10 protein-coding genes and 3 tRNA genes are annotated in these 16,264 nt (G+C 54.2%); 6 read left to right on the forward strand and 7 right to left on the reverse strand.

All coding sequences use genetic code 11. The annotated features are described in order from the left end of the window. Positions 1–312: 312 nt before the first annotated feature. Positions 313–537, reverse strand: a complete 225-nt coding sequence (locus tag ABDW13_RS09695) for a YgdI/YgdR family lipoprotein (RefSeq protein ID WP_007891746.1) — start codon at positions 535–537, stop codon at positions 313–315. Between the two features lie 205 nt (positions 538–742). Between ABDW13_RS09695 and csdA the strand changes: the two genes are divergently transcribed. After that, the gene (gene csdA / locus ABDW13_RS09700; RefSeq protein WP_343552354.1) at positions 743–1,948 is read left to right on the forward strand and encodes a cysteine desulfurase CsdA; all 1,206 of its coding nucleotides are present in this window, start codon (positions 743–745) and stop codon (positions 1,946–1,948) included. Position 1,949: 1 nt separating this feature from the next. Beyond that, entirely contained in the window at positions 1,950–2,405 is a 456-nt protein-coding gene (csdE, locus tag ABDW13_RS09705) for a cysteine desulfurase sulfur acceptor subunit CsdE (RefSeq protein ID WP_343552355.1), read from the forward strand. Here the strand turns inward: csdE and tcdA are convergent. Continuing rightward, entirely contained in the window at positions 2,393–3,199 is an 807-nt protein-coding gene (tcdA, locus tag ABDW13_RS09710) for a tRNA cyclic N6-threonylcarbamoyladenosine(37) synthase TcdA (RefSeq protein ID WP_343552356.1), read from the reverse strand. The two genes, csdE and tcdA, sit on opposite strands and share 13 nt — an antisense overlap. A gap of 45 nt (positions 3,200–3,244) precedes the next feature. Next, positions 3,245–4,393 (reverse strand): murein transglycosylase A, encoded by a 1,149-nt coding sequence (mltA, locus tag ABDW13_RS09715; RefSeq protein WP_343552357.1) that lies wholly within the window; start codon positions 4,391–4,393, stop codon positions 3,245–3,247. A gap of 204 nt (positions 4,394–4,597) precedes the next feature. Here mltA and ABDW13_RS09720 point away from each other — a divergent pair. The 3 genes from ABDW13_RS09720 (at position 4,598) to ABDW13_RS09730 (ending at position 4,936) form a co-directional block, all read left to right on the forward strand. Beyond that, positions 4,598–4,674: transfer RNA gene (locus tag ABDW13_RS09720), tRNA-Met, on the forward strand. A gap of 53 nt (positions 4,675–4,727) precedes the next feature. Further along, a tRNA-Met gene (locus tag ABDW13_RS09725) sits at positions 4,728–4,804 on the forward strand. Positions 4,805–4,859: 55 nt separating this feature from the next. Continuing rightward, positions 4,860–4,936: transfer RNA gene (locus ABDW13_RS09730), tRNA-Met, on the forward strand. Between the two features lie 76 nt (positions 4,937–5,012). On the opposite strand, the gene amiC is transcribed toward ABDW13_RS09730, so the two are convergent. Then, positions 5,013–6,248, reverse strand: a complete 1,236-nt coding sequence (gene amiC / locus ABDW13_RS09735) for an N-acetylmuramoyl-L-alanine amidase AmiC (RefSeq protein WP_343552358.1) — start codon at positions 6,246–6,248, stop codon at positions 5,013–5,015. A gap of 214 nt (positions 6,249–6,462) precedes the next feature. Between amiC and argA the strand changes: the two genes are divergently transcribed. Further along, on the forward strand, positions 6,463–7,809 hold the full coding sequence (gene argA, locus ABDW13_RS09740) for an amino-acid N-acetyltransferase (RefSeq protein WP_343552359.1): 1,347 nt from the start codon (positions 6,463–6,465) through the stop codon (positions 7,807–7,809). 104 nt (positions 7,810–7,913) lie between these two features. Here argA and recD read toward each other — a convergent pair whose 3' ends face one another. From recD to ptrA, 3 genes are read right to left on the reverse strand one after another with little or no spacing between them, the layout of a single operon-like run. Next, positions 7,914–9,752 (reverse strand): exodeoxyribonuclease V subunit alpha, encoded by a 1,839-nt coding sequence (recD, locus tag ABDW13_RS09745; protein ID WP_343552360.1) that lies wholly within the window; start codon positions 9,750–9,752, stop codon positions 7,914–7,916. Continuing rightward, a complete protein-coding gene (gene recB / locus ABDW13_RS09750; protein WP_343552361.1) occupies positions 9,749–13,285 on the reverse strand; it encodes an exodeoxyribonuclease V subunit beta in 3,537 nt (1,178 codons plus the stop codon). Before recB ends, recD begins: the two co-directional genes overlap by 4 nt. Further along, positions 13,282–16,179, reverse strand: a complete 2,898-nt coding sequence (ptrA, locus tag ABDW13_RS09755) for a pitrilysin (RefSeq protein WP_343552362.1) — start codon at positions 16,177–16,179, stop codon at positions 13,282–13,284. Before ptrA ends, recB begins: the two co-directional genes overlap by 4 nt. Positions 16,180–16,264: the final 85 nt, after the last annotated feature.

A 16,264-nucleotide genomic window follows, 5' to 3' on the forward strand; every position in this document is an offset into this window, starting at 1 on the left:
CTTCAACTTATACAAAGTCGCTACGTATTAGTTTTTTTAATCCGAGACATTATAATTTGTCCGTTGAGGAAGCTCCAGCAAATACCTATAGTTGCCGCACTTCCTGAGCCGGAACGAAAAGATTTCTAGAAACGTGCGAGAGATCGCAGACATTTGGAGAGCTTTTGGCTTGTGGTCGTGATGTTGTGTTTGCATTTTGATCTGACGATTGCAGATCAAGCTTTTAATTCCTGTAGATTTACCCTGTCTGTCCATAGTGATTTTAAATAGCACCGCAAATTGCGGTGCTTTTTTTTATCTAAAAAACAGACCTTACTGGCCCATCTCTACCATCTCTTTGACGTCAGAGCGGTTAATCTGTTGCTTGTTGCCATTGGCATCTTGATAGCTGATCATACCGGTTTCGTCATCAACTTTAGGTTTGCCATCCGCAACAATGGTGCGACCATCATTGGTGTGCATCACGTAATTGCTTGAACATGCGGCCAGGGTAAAGGCCATGGTGCACACGGCCAGCACTGCGGTGAGTTTATTCATCTTCTATCTCCTTGCAGATTGATTGCATTAAACCACCCGCATGCGCGTGCCAGCGTTGGCAACAGTGAAATCAACTATGAATAGCGATTCGTTATGCGGGTTTCGGTTCAAACCTTGCAATAATTAGCATAACGCGCTTTTCCAGCTTTGCCAGGCAACAGGCCAGCTTTCGTCCTGGTCTTAAATCATTAACAGTGGACTGAGTATGACGCTTTTTTCTCCCACCACCTTTCGCCAACAGTTTCCAGCGCTGAGCGATGCGGGTATCTATCTCGATAGCGCCGCCACCACGTTGAAGCCGCAAGCGGTGATTGATGCCACCGCGCAGTTTTACAGCTTGAGCGCAGGCACCGTTCATCGCAGCCAATTCGCCGCCGCACGTGTCTTGACTGAAAAGTATGAACAAGCGCGCGGGTTGGTGGCTCGCTTACTGCATGCAGCTGATGACCGGCAAATCGTCTGGACGCGCGGCACCACCGAAGCCATCAATCTGGTGGCGAACAGTTGGCTGATGCCGCGTCTGCAAGCGGGCGACGAGATTGTGGTGAGCGAAGCTGAACATCACGCCAATCTGGTGCCGTGGTTAATGGTGGCGCAAGCCAGTGGTGCGAAGGTGGTGAAATGGCCGTTGGGCGCCGATCGGCTGCCGGATATCACACAACTGCCTGCGCTGCTTAATCAACACACTAAATTGCTGGCGATTGGACAGATGTCCAACGTCACCGGCGGCTGCCCTGATCTGGCGCAAGCCATTCAGCTAGCGCATGCCGTCGGCGCGAAAGTGATGGTCGATGGCGCACAAGGCGTGGTGCATTGCCCGCCGGATGTGCAGGCGCTGGACATCGACTTCTACGCCTTTTCCGCACATAAACTCTACGGACCGATGGGCATTGGCGCGCTGTACGGCAAAGCCGAATTGCTGGAAGCCATGCAGCCGTGGCAAGGCGGCGGCAAGATGCTGACGCAGGTGGATTTCAACGGCTTCACACCGCAGCCAGTGCCGTGGCGCTTTGAAGCCGGAACGCCAAACGTGGCGGGCGTAGTGGGATTAAGCGCCGCGCTGGAGTGGCTGGCACACAATCACACCAATAAAGCCGAAATGTGGAGCCAGCAACTGGCAAGCCTGGCGGAAGAACAGCTCAGCGAGATCCCCGGTTTCCGCAGTTTCCGCTGCGGCAACGCCAGCCTGTTAGCCTTTGATATTGATGGTATTCATCATAGCGATATCGTTACATTGCTCGCTGAACAAGGCATCGCGCTACGCGCCGGACAGCATTGCGCGCAACCGTTAATGGCGGCGCTCGGCGTCAGCGGCACGCTACGTGTCTCATTCGCCCCCTATAATAATTTGCAGGACGTGGATGCGCTGGTGCGCGCCATGCACCATGCCGTGGACTTATTGAGTGAATAACATGACCGCAACCATGCTCGCCCCGCATCCGTTTGGCGATTTGATTACCGCAACCAGCCTGACGGAAAAATTCAGCCATTTTCATCAATGGGAAGATCGCTATCGCCAGCTGATCCAACTTACCCGCCAGCTACCAGCGTTAGCGGAAGAACTTAAAACGCCCGATATCGAATTAACCGGTTGTGAAAATCGTGTCTGGCTGAGCAGCCAGTTGTTGAATAACGGTACGCTGCACTTCTATGGTGACAGCGAAGGCCGCATTGTGCGCGGTTTGCTTGCGGTGTTATTGACAGCGGTGGAAGGCAAAACGCCAGCCGACTTGTTGCAACACGATCCGCTGGCGTTGTTTGATACTTTAGGCCTGCGCGCGCAGTTGAGTGCGTCACGCAGCAGTGGTTTACAGGCGCTGGCGGATGCCGTGAAACGCGCCGCGCAGTTGCACAATCAAGCGGCCTGACGCGCCGCCTTAGCCAGAAACTTCTTCAGCGCATGGGAAACAGCCACAAAACCAAAGGTGGCTGTCACCATGGTCGCGGCACCAAATCCGGCGGCACAATCCATACGTTTCGGCCCTTCGGCGGTTGAACGTGAGGTACACACACTGCCATCCGGCTGCGGATACATCAGCGCTTCGGTCGAGAACACGCAGTCGATACCCAACTTGCCTTTACTGTTCTTCACCACGCCAAAATCGCCCTTCAATCGTTCACGCAGCTTTGCTGCCAGCGGATCCTGAATGGTTTTCGCCAGATCGCTAACCTGGATCTGCGTGGGATCGATCTGTCCGCCTGCGCCGCCGGTGGTAATCAGCGGGATCTTATTGCGACGGCACCAGGCAATCAGCGCCGCCTTTGGCCGCACGCTATCAATCGCATCAATTACGTAGTCAAAACCAGCAGACAACAGCTCGGCGGTATTTTCCGGCGTGATGAAATCATCAATGCAGATCACTTCACATTCGGGATTAATGGCGCGCATACGCTCGGCCATCACCTCGGTTTTCGCCTGCCCCACTTTGCCTTGCAAGGCGTGAATCTGGCGATTGGTATTAGTAATGCAGACATCGTCCATATCAATCAGCGTAATTTTGCCGATGCCGGTGCGTACCAGCGCTTCCGCCGCCCACGAACCGACACCACCAATGCCAATCACGCAAAAATGCGCGTCGGCAAAACGCTGTAACGCGTCCTGCCCATACAGACGCGCCGTGCCGCCAAAGCGTTGTCGCCAGACGTCGCTAACCACAGTCATAACCAACCTTTCTCTATAGAGCGGACCAAATGCCCGCCACCAACATTAATTAGAACCTAACAGCAGCGAACCGTTGTTGCCATTTTGTGGGTTGCTGAACACTGGTTGACCGGTGCCCGGCGCCGCTTTCAGCACCCAGACGCGACCATAATGATTGTAGAAGCCGGCCAAGTGGGCAGCATCCGGGCCAACCCCTTGATAGATATCAAAATGCTGACCTTTAATCGCGCCGCCCACATCCAGCGCCACCATCAAACGCATCTCATATTTGCCATTGAATTTGCCCTTCTCATTCAACTGCGGCACTTCCGCCAGCAGCACGGTTCCGGCAGGAATCAATGAACGGTCGGACGCGACAGACGCTTTGGCAATCAGTGGCACCGCGCTAGCGCCGCGTACGGGAACATACTCTTCAGGTTTGAAGAACACGAAGGATTGGTTGGTTTCCAATACCGAACGGACCTCTTCCGGCGAATGCTCTTGCGCCCACTGGCGAATCGCTTGCATCGACATATCTTCGCGCTTCACTTCGCCGCGATCGATCAGCTCTTTACCGACGCTGTGGTACGCCCAGCCATTTTTGCCGCCATAACCAAAGAAGCGCAGCGGGCGGCCATCACCAAAGTCGACGTAACCGCTGCCCTGCACATCCATCATAAAGTTATCAATCAGCGAATTGCTGTAAGCGATAACGTAGCGATCGTCGAGACCACCACTATAGATAGAAGCGCGGCTCGGCAATTTCTGCCCGCGCGTGCGCGGCGGCATGCGATAGATCGGATACTGGAACTCGCCCTGACGGGTATAACGCGCTTCGACCACTGGCGTGTAGTAACCGGTAAACTGTACGTTGCCGTAATTGTCGGTGCCTTCCATCTGATAGGCGTTCAAACCAAACTGGTTGAGCTGACGCGTATCGGCACCCGATAACAGCCAGTTTTGAATCGCGCTGTACGTGCCGTTGTTACGACCGAACAAGCCAGCCGATGCGGTTTGAATCTGCACCACCTGGTCACTAAAATCTTTGCCATTCACCGGACGCCCTTTGGCATTCGGCTGATTGACCAGCCCGAGCGGTTGCTCCAGCTTGCCATCTATATATTGTTGACCGCGATCGGTCGGTTTGGAGCTACAACCCGCGAGTAGCGCGAGAAACGCGCCCGTCAGTGCATACTTCGCCCAATGTGCTTTCATAACTTTCTCTTTTTATCGATTGTTTGCCCGGCGACGATAGCAAAGGGGCGCAGAGAATGAAATCCGTCGCTCGCGGCCTTGCTCACATCTGTATAATAAATAATCGAATGGTGGGTTTGTTCACCAACTGACTGTAAATTTGAAGCTTTGTCTCAAAAAGGGGTTGCATCACAGCGCGCCGAGAGTATAGTGCGCATCCACGGACGCGGGGTGGAGCAGCCTGGTAGCTCGTCGGGCTCATAACCCGAAGGTCGTCGGTTCGAATCCGGCCCCCGCAACCAATTCTTCTTAAATGAAGAGACAATGTGAAGTGTCGTGTAACGCGTCAGTCGGACGCGGGGTGGAGCAGCCTGGTAGCTCGTCGGGCTCATAACCCGAAGGTCGTCGGTTCGAATCCGGCCCCCGCAACCAATTGTCTTAAGAAGAATGGATGGGAAGTAAAATTTCGCGAAATGCGTCATTCGGACGCGGGGTGGAGCAGCCTGGTAGCTCGTCGGGCTCATAACCCGAAGGTCGTCGGTTCGAATCCGGCCCCCGCAACCAATCATTTAAACACCTTAACGGGTGTTTTTTTGTTTCTGCTGTTCGGAAAAAAGCGGCATTGCTGCCACTTTTCCTCTTATCGATGTGCCAGCGCCGCGCCCTTATCAAAATACGCCTTAATGCCATGCAGAATCGCCTCAGCCACTTCATGCTGATAGCGCGGTGTGCGCAGTTTGCGCTCCTCTTCCACGTTACTGATAAATGCGGTTTCCACCAGGATGGACGGTATATCCGGCGCTTTTAATACTGCAAATCCCGCCTGATCTACCGTGCGTTTGTGCAGATGGTTGATGCGTCCCATACGCGTCAGCACCTCTTTGCCAAACTTCAAACTGTCGCTAATGGTCTGACGCTGCACCATATCGAACATGGTGTGATCGAGGTAGCGATCGCCGCTCATACTGACGCCGCCAATCAAATCGGCTTCATTTTGTGTTTGAGCAAGAAAACGTGCCGCCGCTGAAGTCGCGCCGCTGGTTGAAAGCGCAAATACCGACGAACCACGCGCAGCTCGGCTGGTAAAGGCATCGGCGTGAATCGAGATAAACAGATCAGCACGCTGTTTACGCGCTTTCGCCACCCGCACGCGCAGCGGAATAAACACATCCTCGTTGCGCGTCATATAGGCTTTCATGTTGCGTTCTTTGTCGATCAGCGACTTTAGATAGCGACCAATCTTCAGCACAATATCTTTCTCACGCGTTTTGTTTTTGCCGTGCGCGCCGGGATCTTCCCCGCCATGACCGGGATCGATCATGATGATAATCGGTCGATCGCGCCCCGCTTTACCAGGTAACGCGGCTTGCACCGGCTGATCGCGCTCCAGATCGCCCTGATTGTAATCCTGTAGTAATGCCAGTAAGGGATCCTCTTCCTGCGACTTTTGGCTCGGATAGAGATCGATCACTAATCGATGCTTGATGCCCGCGACAGGCGCCAGCGTGAAGGTCTTCGGCGTAATACTGCGCTTTAGTTCCAGCACGATACGCACGGTATTGGCGTCGAATTGGCCGACACGCGCGGTTTTAATGTAGGGATCGTCAACACGCACCAATTTATCGACACCTTTCAGTACCGGATTAATGTGCATATTTTCGATATCAATCACCAGCCGATTAGGATTACTCAGCGTGAACTGCTTGTACTTGAGAGGAACGTTGGATTCCAGAGTAACGCGGGAGTAAGTCGATGATGGCCAGATGCGCACCGCCACAATATGCTGGCTAGCTGCCATCCCGGTGCGCGTGACGCTAAGCAGCCATAATGCGCCTGCGCCTTGTAATAATCGTCGTCGTGTAAAAGCTTCGGACATGCCGCTCCAACTGCTGTGCTTTGTCTAAAATATCGTCATTTGATGACCAGAAGGCGAAAACTTTATTCAATCAGGAATGTCTTGTCTTGCCGGAAAAACCAGATAATGCAGGCTGTTAGCGTGGGTTGCATCAGGAAAATCGTAAAGTAACGTCAGGTCCGACGCTTGCATTAATCGGCAAAAGAGCATAAAAATACGAAAATTACGAATAAACATGCATAGAGGGTTTGCCGTGAAGGAACGTAGTACAGAGCTGGTTCAGGGTTTTCGTCATACCGTTCCCTATATAAATACCCACCGTGACAAGACCTTTGTCATCATGCTGGGTGGTGAAGCCATCGAGCATGAGAACTTCTCTAGCATCGTAAATGATATTGGCCTATTGCATAGCCTTGGCATTCGCTTAGTGGTGGTATACGGCGCACGTCCGCAGATCGATGCCAGCATGGCCCAGCAAAATCTGGAACCGATTTACCACAAACACACGCGTGTGACTGATGCACAGTCGCTGGAACTGGTGAAGCAAGCGGCGGGCCGTTTGCAGCTGGACATCACCGCGCGTCTGTCGATGAGCCTCAACAATACGCCGCTGCAAGGCGCGCATATCAATGTGGTCAGCGGTAACTTCATTATCGCGCAGCCGTTGGGTGTCGATGATGGCGTAGATTATTGTCACAGCGGCCGTATCCGTCGTATTGATGAAGAGGCGATTCATCGTCAACTGGATAACGATGCGATTGTGTTACTCGGCCCGGTGGCCGTTTCAGTGACTGGCGAAAGCTTTAACCTAACCTCAGAAGAAGTGGCGACGCAGTTAGCGATTAAGTTGAAGGCCGAGAAAATGATCGGCTTCTGCTCTGAGCAAGGCGTAACCGATCGCGAAGGCAACATTATCTCCGAGCTGTTCCCGAACGAAGCGCAAGCGCGCATCGACGAAATGGAGAGCGATGGTGATTTCCTCTCCGGCACAGTGCGTTTCCTGCGTGGTGCGGTGAAAGCCTGCCGCAGCGGCGTGCGTCGCAGCCATTTAATCAGCTATCAGGAAGATGGCGCGTTGCTGCAAGAGTTGTTCTCGCGCGACGGTATCGGTACGCAGATTGTGATGGAGTCCGCTGAACAGATTCGCCGGGCCAACATCAATGATATTGGCGGCATTCTGGAGCTGATTCGTCCGCTGGAACAGCAAGGTATTTTGGTGCGTCGTTCACGCGAGCAACTGGAGATGGAGATCGATAAATTCACCATCATCCAACGCGATAATCTGACCATCGCCTGTGCGGCGCTTTATCCGTTCCCGGATGAGTTGATTGGTGAGATGGCGTGCGTTGCGGTACATCCGGATTACCGTAGTTCTTCGCGTGGCGAGTTATTGTTGGATCGCGTGGCGCTCCAGGCACGTCAGATGGGCTTGAAGAAGCTGTTCGTGTTGACCACGCGCAGTATTCACTGGTTCCAGGAGCGCGGATTTACGCCGGTGGATATTGAGTCGCTGCCTGAGAGCAAGAAGCAGATGTACAACTATCAGCGCCGCTCGAAAGTGCTGATGGCCGATTTGGGTTAACGCCTGATGTAAGTGGTCGCCATGAATGGCGACCCTACAACATCTCGGACGTAAGGTCGCCATTTATGGTGACCTGGCTGAAAACCGCACGGGATTGCCAACAATCACTCCCCGCCCAACCGCTCCAGCAATCCGCTGCGACGCTGCGTACGTAACTGCACCGCACGACGGAATACGCTTTCATCGCTATACAACGTCAACTGCTTACGCGCACGGGTAATCGCGGTATAGATTAATTCGCGTGTCAGCACCGGCAGGAATTGTGCGGGCAACACCAGCGCGGTGTGATCAAACTCCGAACCTTGTGATTTGTGTACCGTCATTGCCCATGCGGTATCGTGGGTAGGTAAACGGCTTGGCTGTACCGCTTTGATGCTGCCATCTGGCAACGGGAAAAAGACTTTCAACAAACCTTCATCATCGAACAAGGTAATGCCGATATCACCGTTAAACAGGCCAAGCGCATTGTCATTGCGTGTCACCATCACCGGACGTCCTTGATACCAGCGGCTGCCGCCCGTTGGACGGCGAATCAGTTGCAACTGAATCAATTTCTGCTCAATACGCTGATTTAATCCCTGCACACCAAACGGGCCCTCACGCAATGCGCACAACAACTGATAACGACCAAACGCCGCGATGATCTCCGCCGGATCGGCGCGCTGACTAATCAGCTGCAAGAACGGCTGATAACCTGCGGCAATCTCCGCTAACATCGCTTGATAAGCATCGCCATCATTCAACGGCTGCCGCGTGATATCGCTGAATCCTGCCATGAATGCTGCATCAACCGCTTTGGCATCACCGCGATTGACCGCAGTGGCAAGCTGGCCAATACCTGAATTGGCATCAAAGCGGTAACTTTTGCGCAGCAGACAAATCGCATCACGCACCGCAGGCGCGCTGTCATCATCAACACCTTCCACATTGCAGCCGGTTAACTCGCTCAACTGCACAGCGCGCGCCATGCTGTAACCGGCTTCGGCGCAACGACAGATATCGCCCAGCACCGCACCGGCTTCTACCGACGCCAACTGATCGCGGTCGCCGAGGAAAATCACCCGCGCCTGCGGTGGCAGTGCCGCGATGAGGTTTGCCATCATGCCGAGATCGACCATTGAGGCTTCATCCACCACCAGCACATCCAGATGCAATGGATTGCCCGCGTGATAGCGCAATCGCTGCGTTTCGGGCTGTGCGCCAAGCAAGCGGTGCAAAGTGGTGGCATCGGTAGGGAAGCGCTGGCGCTCTGCCTCGCTAACCGGCAGTTTTTGTAGTGCTTTACCCAATGATTCAGTGAGTCGCGCCGCCGCTTTTCCGGTTGGTGCCGCTAATTGAATGCGCAATGCACCTTGGCTAAGACGAATCAGCGCCGCCAACAGTTTTGCCACCGTGGTGGTTTTGCCTGTGCCGGGACCGCCGGAAATCACCGCGGTTTTCTGCGTCAGGGCCACAGCCGCCGCGATTTTCTGCCAGTTGTCTGACTCGGTGCCAAAAAGCTGATCCAGCACCGCCCTGACCTCTTCTGGCGCAAAATGTTGCATAGTGGATGCAGACTGGAAGAAGCGCGCCACTTGCCCTTCGTTTTGCCACAGTCGATGCAAATACAAACGGCCGTTACTCATGACAATCGGTGCCGCCTGTTCATCGCTACTCAGCGCAGACCAGCCATTAACCATCGAATGCCAATCTTGCGGCGATCCCGCTGCCTGCCAAATCGCATTGGCTAATTCTGAATGACGGCCATTAAAAAGATTGTCGCGGCTTAATTGCGTTAGCGGCAAGCAGACGTGCCCGTCGCCCGCTTCGGCACTTAGACATGCCGCAAGTAATAGTCGCGCAGGTTGCTGATCATCAGCCAATAGTTGGGCGAACTGCACATCCAGCGATCGCAGCAATCGCAGTTCAGCCGCCTGAGCTAATAACGCCGTCATCCCGCTCATGCTGCGGCTCCCGGCCCGCGAAACAGGCTATCCAGTTGTGAAACGAAGTCGAAAGTGGGTCGCGTATGGAACACGCCATTGTCCGGCGAGCTGCCATCCATGCCGCGCAGGAACAGATAGAAGACGCCGCCAAAATGCTGCTCATAATCGTAATCCGGCACGCGATGTTTTAAATAGCGATGCAGCGCCAGCGTGTAGAGTTGATACTGCAAATCGTAGCGGTGGTCGATCATCGCTTGCGCCATGGCTTGAGGCGTATAGGCTTCATGGCTTTCACCGAGCCAGTTAGATTTGTAATCCAGCAGGTAATATTTACCCTGCCAGCGGAACACCAGATCGATAAAGCCTTTCAGCATGCCTTGCACCTGACGAAAATCCAGCGGCGGCGCCTGTGCGGACAGTGCATCCTGCGCAATCAACGTGCTCAAATCACGTGCCGTCAGCACATTATCAATCGGCAGATAAAATACCATTTCCACTAAGCAATCACTGCGCTGCACGCCTGCCAGATGAATACCTTCTGCATTTAGCGGTGTGCTAACGACACGGGCGATCCACTCGCTGAGCATCGGCTGCCAGTGCAGCGGATAACCGTTGTTTTGTAGATGCTGCGCTAGCTTCTCGTCTGGCGGCGGCTGCGGGAAATCCAGTGATTCGAACAGTCCATGCAAGAAGGTGCCGGGAGCCGCACCGCGCGGAAAATGATGTGGCGTCAGCGCGGCCTGCAAATCATCTTCACGATCCTCTTCACCCGCCGCTTCAACATCAAAATTGGGCATCACCTCTAACACACGATGGGTGCCATGCTGCTGCAATCCAGAATAACTGGTGACGCGCCATGGATCGGCCAACAAACGCGTTATGCTGCGAGCATCAAGCTGGCTGTCAGCAACCGCGTCAATCTGCCAGCGCTCGGCCTGAATATTGTCTGCCACCACCACATCGGTGCCGCTGGCAGCTATTTCGTTGAGTAAGCTGGCGAGTTGCTCTGACGTTGCCGCTTCGCCACGTTGTAGCAAGTAACCCAGCGCACTTTTGTGCAAATCGCTCTCGCCCTCTTTTTTGCGCGTGCCTCGAAACAGCGGCGCGACGCCCACGCTACAGTGATAGATCGAACGCGTCAGCGCCACGTACAGCAAGCGCAGATCTTCAGCCAGACGCTCCTGCTCGGCCAGCGCCAAACTCTCCTTGTCGGCTTGCAGATCCAGCACCGCGTCAAAATTTTCACGGTCGTGATACAGCGCGGTATCCGCTTCCCGAAAACCGGCAGCAAACGGCAACCACACCAACGGATATTGCAGCCCTTTGGATTTATGGATGGTGACGATTTGCACCAGATGGCGATCGCTTTCAAGGCGCAATTGCTGGCTGGATGATTGGCTATCGGGCCGCGCAATTTGCTGTGCCAGATGACGCACTAATGCATGCGGACTGTCGAGTTGAGACGCGGCTTCCTGTAACAGTTCGCCGAGATGCAGCAAATCGGTCAGGCGTCGCTCGCCGTTTTCCGATGCCAGCAAGTTTTCCGCCAACTGACGCTCCAGCATCATTTCGCGCAGCATCGGTAATACGCCACGCTGCTGCCACACCAGTTGCCAGCGCGCAAAAGTATCCACCAGCTCATCCCAACCGCGTGCATCCTGATCCAGTGCATCAAGTTGCGCGGCGTCGAAGGCAAACAGCGACGTTGCCAGCGCGGTTCGTAGCATGCGCTCTTGCTCTGGCGCTAATATCGCCTGGAGCAACCACAGCAGTTCACGCGCTTCCGGCGTGGTGTAAACACTGTCGCGGTTGGAGAGATACACCGATGGGATGCCCAATTGATTGAGCGCCTCACGAATCAGGTTGGCTTCATTGCGACTGCGCACCAGCACCGTGATGTCAGACGCTTGCACCGGCCTTAACGCTGGCGCTTTGCCCAACATGGCACGCTGTTGCTGTCCGGCTTGCAACCAGCGGCTGATATCCGCAGCACATTGCTGCGCCATGCGCTGTTGATAATCGGCCACGCTGCAACTTTCCGGCTGTAACCAAAAACGCAATGCCGCTTGTTCAAGCTGATCGATACTCAGCGACAGCGGCTGATTCGGCGGCGCAAAATGCACCGGTAAGAAGGGAATTTCGCTGAATAAAAACGGTGAATCGAGGCGCGCAAACAGCTGGTTAACGCTATTCACCATGGCGGGAGAGGAGCGCCAATTAGTGTCGAGCGTGTAGTGGGCGCTAACTTCATTACGCGCGCGAATGTAGGTAAAAATATCCGCGCCGCGAAAGGCATAAATCGCCTGCTTGGGATCGCCAATCAGCAACAGCGCGTGCTGCGGTTGGTTGACATACAGCGTGCTGAAAATGCGATATTGCAGCGGATCGGTATCCTGGAACTCATCGATCAACGCCACCGGGAAACGCTGACGAATCGCTTGCGCCAATTGCTCGCCGCTCGGCTGTTGCAGCGCTTCGTCCAACCGACTGAGCAAATCGTCAAAACCCAATAACGCCTGCTGGCGTTTCTCTTTGCGTACCGCAGCGCGAATGTCCACTAACGCGCGCGCAATCACCAGATCGCGCAGCGACAGCGGCTGGGCGATAAAGCGGTCGATAGCGTCGAATAAGGCATGCTGCGGCGGATGGCCCTTTTTGGTCTTCTCATCCAGCATGCGTTGGCCGAAGCGCGCCAATTCAGCCGGCACCTGATAATCATGCGTTTCGCTCTGCGCCCAGAAACTGATTTTGTTCACCCAAACGGGCAAGTTTTTACTGCTGTAGCTGCGCTTATCCACATCGGATTGCCCAACCAGCGTCAACACATCGTCACCAACCGCTTGCCATTGCGCTTTAATCGCGGCGATACGCGCCAGGTTTTCGCTGTGACGTGATGCCAGCGTTTCATTATCGCCAGGTGGCAAAAGCAAGCTAGGTGATTCACCTTGCAGCCACGGGCGCAAGGTTGCCAACAGTTGTTCAGGGCCACTCCACTCGCTGACAATCACCCGTGCGACATCCAATGTTAGCGGATAGCAATGTCGACGCCAGAAATCTGCCGTCGCCTGGCGCAGCAGCAGTTGTTCATCTTCAATAAGCTGCTGTTCAAACAGCATGCCGGACTCAAACGCATTGAGATTCAGCATGCGCTGGCAGAAACCGTGAATGGTGAAGATTGCCGCTTCATCCATCTGACGTTCCGCCGCCAGCAACAACGAAGCGGCATCAGCGGGTTGCGGAATCTCTTGCAGCAGTTGCATCAGCATTGGGTTACTGCTGACGCCGCGCAGGCACGCTAATCGCAGCTCGTGGATATTGGCGCGAATACGCCCGCGCAGTTCAGCGGTGGCGGCCTCGGTAAAGGTCACCACCAGAATCTCCTCCACCGACAGCGGGCGAGAATAGGCGTTTGGCCCACCCAAGCCCAGCAGCAAACGCAGGTAGAGCAAACCGATGGTGAAGGTTTTGCCTGTTCCGGCGGAGGCCTCAATCAGACGTTCACCGCACAGCGGCAGCGTCATAGGATTGAGCGATTCAGGCAGTTGACTCATTGCGCATCACTCTTCACAGGCAAGGATTGTTGTAACTTCTGCACTTCGTCCCACGTGGTCCAGCCCGGCAGTTGCGCATAATCATCTTTGGTGGCGCCATCATGGCTACCGCCAATTTGCGAGATCATCGCCATGCCTTGTTGGCTTAACACCGCCTGATGGAAGAAATCCGCCAGACCAGTTGGCGTCAGTTTCTGGATCTGCTCAATGGCTTTTTCACGCGTATCGAAGGCAAAATTCTGCCGTTTAAAATCGCGATTGAAGCGGTTTGCTTCTTCATCAAGCGTTTGCGGGCGCTGCTTCATATCGTTGATCAGCGACTGTTGATACTGGGCGAAATCTTCCGCTTTCATGCTGCGCAGACGCTGTTCCGCCTGCGGATAGAACGCCTGGAAGCGTTGCAACAAATAGGCTGGCTGCTTGCTGTTACTTTGCAGCAAGAAACCGATGCCCCATTGGCGGCCAATCGGCATCTGATAAGCAAACACCGCGTAGCCAAGCTGCTCCTCGGTACGTAGCTGATTGTAGAACCATGGCTGCACGATCTGGCTCAACATAGTGCTGTTCGCCATGCTTTGGTACTCGTCATAGCCCAACGGCACATACAGCGCGGCCAATGCCGAATCGGTGCTGCTACCGGCTTTTTGCAGGTTGGCTTTCATCGCTTTATCCACCACCACGTAATCGCTGTGCCAGTAGCCATGACCATCGCTTTGTAACTGTTGCTGTAGCTCGCCGCCGAGCGTTTTGACGCGGTCGGCAGAGAGATTTCCCACCACCATCATTTCCGGCGTCGCGTGATGAATCAGCGCATCACGATAATCTGTGACCTCTTTCAGCGTAATGTCTTTCACCAGATTGCGACGGGTTTCGCGCTGGGTGTAAGGCAGTTGTGACAGCATCTGCATCGGCTGAATCGCCTGCTCGAAGGCTTTGCCTTTTTCTGCCGCTTCCAGACGATCCAGATACCATGATTTGGCCTGTTCCAACTGCTGCTGATCCGGCGTAAAGGTAGCGTAGCCTTCCACCAGTTTTTTCAGCAATTCCGGCAAGCGCTGCGTGAAGCCACTGGCGCTAAATACGATGCCATCATCTTCGCCAGTGGAGAAACTGATGCCGCCGACAGAAGCCTGCGAGTTGAGTTCATCCAGTGCCACGCTGGAAAGGTAGTCATTGAGACCAAACAGCACCTGCTGACGCGCATCGCTGATTGCCGCTTTGTTGCGCAGCGCCAGCGTAATCGCCGCTTTGGGTTCGCTGGCGAACAGCTGGCTTGGCATCCAATAGATACGCATGCTATCGCCATTAGTCAGGGCAACCGGGTGCTGATAGGTTTTGCCGTCTGAAGGCATGATTGAGAAATCAGAAGGAATGTAGGGATTCAACGTCGGCATCGACAGGTGTAGCTGTGTAGCGCGTTGCTGCCAATCGCTGAACTGGGCGGCGCTGATTTTATCCACCTGATACGGCGCATTGACAAAGTAGGCTTCTTTATTGTGCGGCTCTTGCGGGCTGATATACCAGATACGCGCATTTTGCGGCGTCATTTCATCAAGGCGAGATTTGATGGCGGCCGGATCAAACTGATCGGCGAGATAAGGCGCATCCAGCGTGTGTTCGACCGGCACGCGCAGCATGGTATCCACTAACCATTCGATGTAATCCATGTCACGTGTGATCGACGGATAACGGAAATCCAGCGCCAATACATGTGAGACTTCATCAAAGTAATCCTGACTGATGCCTTTATCGCGCAGCATGTTGAGATAGCTAAACACCGCTGCTACCACTTCGTCGCGCTGCGCCAGGCCTTTATCGGTTAACGATACGCTGATGGCAAACACGCCGCTGTTGCGTTCGGTCATTGGATCGGCTCCGGCACTGACACCGTCAGCTAAACCTTGTTTTTGCAGCCAATCATTCAACGTGTTTTTGCTGCGATTGCCGAGAATGTAACTGATCAGCGTATCGGTTTTACTGCGGAATTTGTCGCTGTTGTTGGCGATGCGGAATTCAATTTTTAACTGCTTGCGCGGCTGAGCGGGTACGTAATGGATGATGATGCCTTTCTGCGCATCGGTCACCACCGGCACTTCAATCTCCGGCACTTTGGTTTGGCTATTGGCCACGCGGCCAAAGGTTTTCGCCGCAATATCCGCCATTTCAGGCAGTGGTTTGTTGCTGTAGATCACCGCCTTCATCAGATTGGCTGAATAGTGGCTGTGATAAAAATCGGTCAACGCCTGATGCAGTTTGCTGTCCGGTTTGTCGCTCAACGTATCAAGGTTACCGCCTGAATAGCGCGAACCTGGGTGCGCGGGATTGAGGGTTTCCGCACCGACCTGCGCCATACGCAAGCCATCACGAGAACGCGCCATGGTCAATTCGGCATTGACCGCATGACGTTCACGATCGGCATTAACCGGATCGAGTAACGGTTCAGCAATCGCATCCGCCAGACGATCCACCGCCGGTTGCAACGCATCGTTCTCCACTTCCAGATAGAATGCGGTGCGATACGAAGCGGTGCTGGCGTTATGGCTACCACCGTGTTTTTTCAGGAATTCGGCGAGATTGTCAGGCTGTGGATACAACTTTGAACCCATCAACACCATGTGTTCGAGATAATGCGCCAGTCCCAATTGCTGATTGGGATCATCCAGTGAACCGATGGGTAACGTCAGCGCTGCCAGTGATTTTGGTGCATCAGCATCCGAAACCAGCAGAACCGTCATGCCGTTGCTTAATGTGATCGCCTGATAGCTGCGCGGATCGTGGTCACTTTTACGAATAGTTTCTTTGATAGGTTGCCAACCGCTATCGACATCGGCAAAGGCATTCAGCGCTACGGTACTCAGCAGCAGCGCGCCTATCCAGCGTGCGTTAATCCGCATTTAAACCCCTTTCATTACCCTATATCGCTGGCTGTGTGCCCAGCGATGAAATAAAACCAATTTTTATAGTGTTGGTAGCCGCGTA

It is taken from the genome of Pantoea sp., from assembly GCF_039594315.1.
Classification (GTDB): Bacteria; Pseudomonadota; Gammaproteobacteria; order Enterobacterales; family Enterobacteriaceae; genus Pantoea.

Excerpts from the sequence above, each read along its gene's own strand:
- recB (WP_343552361.1), bottom strand. The coding sequence starts at position 13,285 with ATGAGTCAACTGCCTGAATCGCTCAATCCTATGACGCTGCCGCTGTGC.
- tcdA (WP_343552356.1), bottom strand. The coding sequence starts at position 3,199 with ATGACTGTGGTTAGCGACGTCTGGCGACAACGCTTTGGCGGCACGGCG.
- mltA (WP_343552357.1), bottom strand. The coding sequence starts at position 4,393 with ATGAAAGCACATTGGGCGAAGTATGCACTGACGGGCGCGTTTCTCGCG.
- amiC (WP_343552358.1), bottom strand. The coding sequence starts at position 6,248 with ATGTCCGAAGCTTTTACACGACGACGATTATTACAAGGCGCAGGCGCA.
- ABDW13_RS09695 (WP_007891746.1), bottom strand. The coding sequence starts at position 537 with ATGAATAAACTCACCGCAGTGCTGGCCGTGTGCACCATGGCCTTTACC.
- csdA (WP_343552354.1), top strand. The coding sequence starts at position 743 with ATGACGCTTTTTTCTCCCACCACCTTTCGCCAACAGTTTCCAGCGCTG.
- csdE (WP_343552355.1), top strand. The coding sequence starts at position 1,950 with ATGACCGCAACCATGCTCGCCCCGCATCCGTTTGGCGATTTGATTACC.
- ptrA (WP_343552362.1), bottom strand. The coding sequence starts at position 16,179 with ATGCGGATTAACGCACGCTGGATAGGCGCGCTGCTGCTGAGTACCGTA.
- argA (WP_343552359.1), top strand. The coding sequence starts at position 6,463 with ATGCATAGAGGGTTTGCCGTGAAGGAACGTAGTACAGAGCTGGTTCAG.
- recD (WP_343552360.1), bottom strand. The coding sequence starts at position 9,752 with ATGAGCGGGATGACGGCGTTATTAGCTCAGGCGGCTGAACTGCGATTG.